Here is a 3,156-nt window from a genome sequence, read left to right on the forward strand (position 1 = left end):
GCGTGGATTAAACCTGAGCTTCGGATAATTAATGCCTTTCTAGCAGCCAGTTTTAGCGCTAACTGCGTTGAATTCACTTCCAATAGCCAGCTATTGGTGCGTAAATTTGCCTAGTTATCCCTAAAACTCTCTGGCTAGATAAGAAGATAGTTTTAGGTGATTAAAAAAACAATGAGTTAGCTCATTCCTTATCCAAACCTCAGGTTAAGTAATCACAGAGCTGTACTCACCAAATGAGGGCGGATCATTTGTTTTTAAAAACGCTAGATCTCCCTCATTCTAACCACTCGCTATAACTATAACATGGGCAATACTCACGCTTCTTAGCAAGTTAATCACTATTGCGCTCAGAAGGCAGATCACTCATATATTCCACAAACTCAATTTCATATCCCGCAGGATCAATAAAGTAAACGTTTTTTCGGTATGGATGCTGCGCTCCGACTTTATCGACTGTGTAACCCGCTTCGGTTAGCCGACTAACAACACGCTCGACACTTTGAACCACATAGGCGAAATGTGCCAAGCCGACTTGGTGACCCTCGAGTGCTCTGTTTTGGCCCTCACCGTGGTCGCTAAGCGCTATATAATGATAATCATCTCCAAAATGCAGCCATGTTCGTGCTTTGCCGTACCACTCTCCTTGCCCTTTGCTTCTAACTTTCCAATGAGGAAATGCGGCGCGATAAAAGTGGAGCATCTCTTCTAGGTCGCTAACTACCAAATTTACGTGTTCTAAGTACATACATATCATCCTCTTCTTTGTAAATTCCGCTAACTGGAGGCAACGATAAAACCGCAAGTTAAGTTGAGGTAAAGCACTTTTTTATGGATTTTTAATTTGTTCACCGCAAAGAGTTGATTAAGCTGCAATATGGCGCATAGTGGAAATGATAATTAGAAACAGGATGAGTCATGAAATACTTTCTAGCAGGCGTCGCGATTGCAAGCTCAGCTTGCGCAGTGCAAGCCGCATCGCTTGAGCCAACCGATATATTTAATCTTGAATATGCTAATCAAATTGACATCACCAATGACGGTGACAAAGTCTTCTTCGTGCGAAATCGCATGGATATCAAAAGTGATAGAAAAGTCGGTAATATCTGGTCTGTAGACCTTGCTACCAATGCAATGCAGCCAGTTACCTCTGGATTACACATGGATTATTCTCCTGTGCTGTCGCCTAGTAATGATCGCATCGCTTTTATTTCTACTCGCGACGGTAGCAGCCAAATTTATGTGAAATGGTTGGCAACTGGAGCCATTGCCAAAATCAGTAATTTAGCTCACGGACCATCGGGACTACATTGGTCTCCAGATGGTAAAAGCCTATACTTTAGCCAGTTTGTTCCCAGCCAAAAAGCTCCACCGGTATCTGTTGCAGGGAAGCCCAAAGGAGCTGAATGGGCAAAACCACCCGTATTTATCGATGAGGTATATTATCGCGCCGACGGTGCTGGTTACACCGAACCGGGCTTTAATCATATTTTCAAAATTGATGCCAACGGTGGCAATGCAAAACAGTTAACCTCAGGCAACTTTGATCATGGCGGTGGACTGAGTTTTGCTGATGACGCAAAGGCACTGTATTTTTCGGCTAATCGCCACAAGGATAACCAATTAAACCCAACTAACAGCGAAGTCTATAAGCTAGACCTAAACTCGCTTGAAATCACCGCGGTAACTGACCGAGTAGGCCCTGATACTCACCCAGAGGTGTCACCTAATGGCCGCTATCTGGCTTACCTTGGTTATGATGATAAAAAAACCAATTACGAGAATAGCCTACTCTATATCAAAGATCTCAAATCAGGCGAAACCAAAACCTATGCAGCCGATTTAGATAGAAGCCTTGCCTCTGTCACTTGGGCCGCCAACAGCCGTGGCGTCTATGTAAGTTACGACAGTGAAGGGAAAACCACACTTGGCTATCAGCCGTTAAAAGGGCGTTTTGAGCAGATAACGGATGCCATTGGTAGTGTGAGTTTTGGTCGCCCCTATTCAGGTGGTGACTATGCCATCAGTGACCGCGGATTAGTGGCTTTTACACTCGCAGATACCCAGCGCCCTGCCGATGTCGCAATTGTAAAACGCGGCGAGCCAAGACCAATTACAAAGCTTAACGAAGATGCCCTTGGTGATAAAACACTGGCAAAAGTTGAAGAAGTTTGGCTAAAGTCGACACATGATCAACTGCCAATTCAAGCTTGGGTCGCCTACCCTCCGGGGTTCGATAAATCTAAAAAGTACCCTCTCGTACTTGAGATCCACGGTGGCCCAGTTGCAAACTATGGCCCGCACTTTAGCGCCGAAGTACAACTTTTTGCCGCCCAAGGTAGCGTTGTACTTTACATGAATCCAAGGGGCAGCGATTCCTACGGCAAAGAGTTTGCTCAAACTATCCACCACAACTACCCAAGCCATGATTTTGACGACTTAATGACAGGTGTGGATCATCTGATCAGCGAAGGCTATATAGACAAAGACCGCTTGTTTGTTACTGGCGGTTCAGGTGGTGGCGTACTCACTGCGTGGACGGTCGGTCACACGGATAGATTCGCGGCAGCAGTCGTAGCAAAGCCGGTGATCAACTGGTATAGCTTTGTGTTAACTGCAGATTTCTATCCATTTTTTGCGGACTACTGGTTCCCAGGAAAACCATGGGAGCACATGGAACATTATATGAAACGCTCACCTATTAGCTATGTGGGGAATGTAAAAACCCCAACCATGCTACTGACAGGTGAAGCGGATTATCGTACGCCAATCTCAGAAACTGAGCAGTATTATCAAGCGCTTAAGCTACAGGGTGTAGAAACAGCTATGGTCAGAATTCCAGATGCCTCACACGGAATAACCAAAAGACCATCTAACCTGCTAAACAAAGTAGCTTATATTCAGTGGTGGTTCGACAAACACGATCCGAAGAAATAAACGGGATCCCAACCAAGCCGGGGCAGTCTTGCCTCGGTTTATTTATGTATTCATTTATCTCACTGTTCTATTGTTAAAGGGAGCGATCAAATAGCAAACAAGCCATTGCAGCTTGGCCGCACTCAATCGCCGAAGTGATGCAGTCATTAATGCAAGCAGATCTTACAATCACCCACTTCGATGAGCACCCTTATAGTCCATGTAATACCATTTTGAATAATT

2 protein-coding genes are annotated in these 3,156 nt (G+C 44.9%); one reads left to right on the forward strand and one right to left on the reverse strand.

Annotation, left to right across the window (positions count from 1 at the left end):
- Nucleotides 1–331: 331 nt before the first annotated feature.
- Nucleotides 332–745 (reverse strand): VOC family protein, encoded by a 414-nt coding sequence (locus CWC03_RS21840; RefSeq protein ID WP_138583647.1) that lies wholly within the window; start codon nucleotides 743–745, stop codon nucleotides 332–334.
- A 170-nt stretch (nucleotides 746–915) separates the two neighbouring features.
- Here CWC03_RS21840 and CWC03_RS21845 point away from each other — a divergent pair, with 170 nt between their 5' ends.
- A complete protein-coding gene (locus CWC03_RS21845) occupies nucleotides 916–2,934 on the forward strand; it encodes a S9 family peptidase (RefSeq protein ID WP_138583648.1) in 2,019 nt (672 codons plus the stop codon).
- Nucleotides 2,935–3,156: the final 222 nt, after the last annotated feature.

Source organism: Pseudoalteromonas sp. S2755 (assembly GCF_005886535.1).
GTDB lineage: Bacteria > Pseudomonadota > Gammaproteobacteria > Enterobacterales > Alteromonadaceae > Pseudoalteromonas.

What these genes read in the sequence shown, in the direction of transcription:
- CWC03_RS21845 (WP_138583648.1), top strand. Translation starts at nt 916, where the DNA reads ATGAAATACTTTCTAGCAGGCGTCGCGATTGCAAGCTCAGCTTGCGCA.
- CWC03_RS21840 (WP_138583647.1), bottom strand. Translation starts at nt 745, where the DNA reads ATGTACTTAGAACACGTAAATTTGGTAGTTAGCGACCTAGAAGAGATG.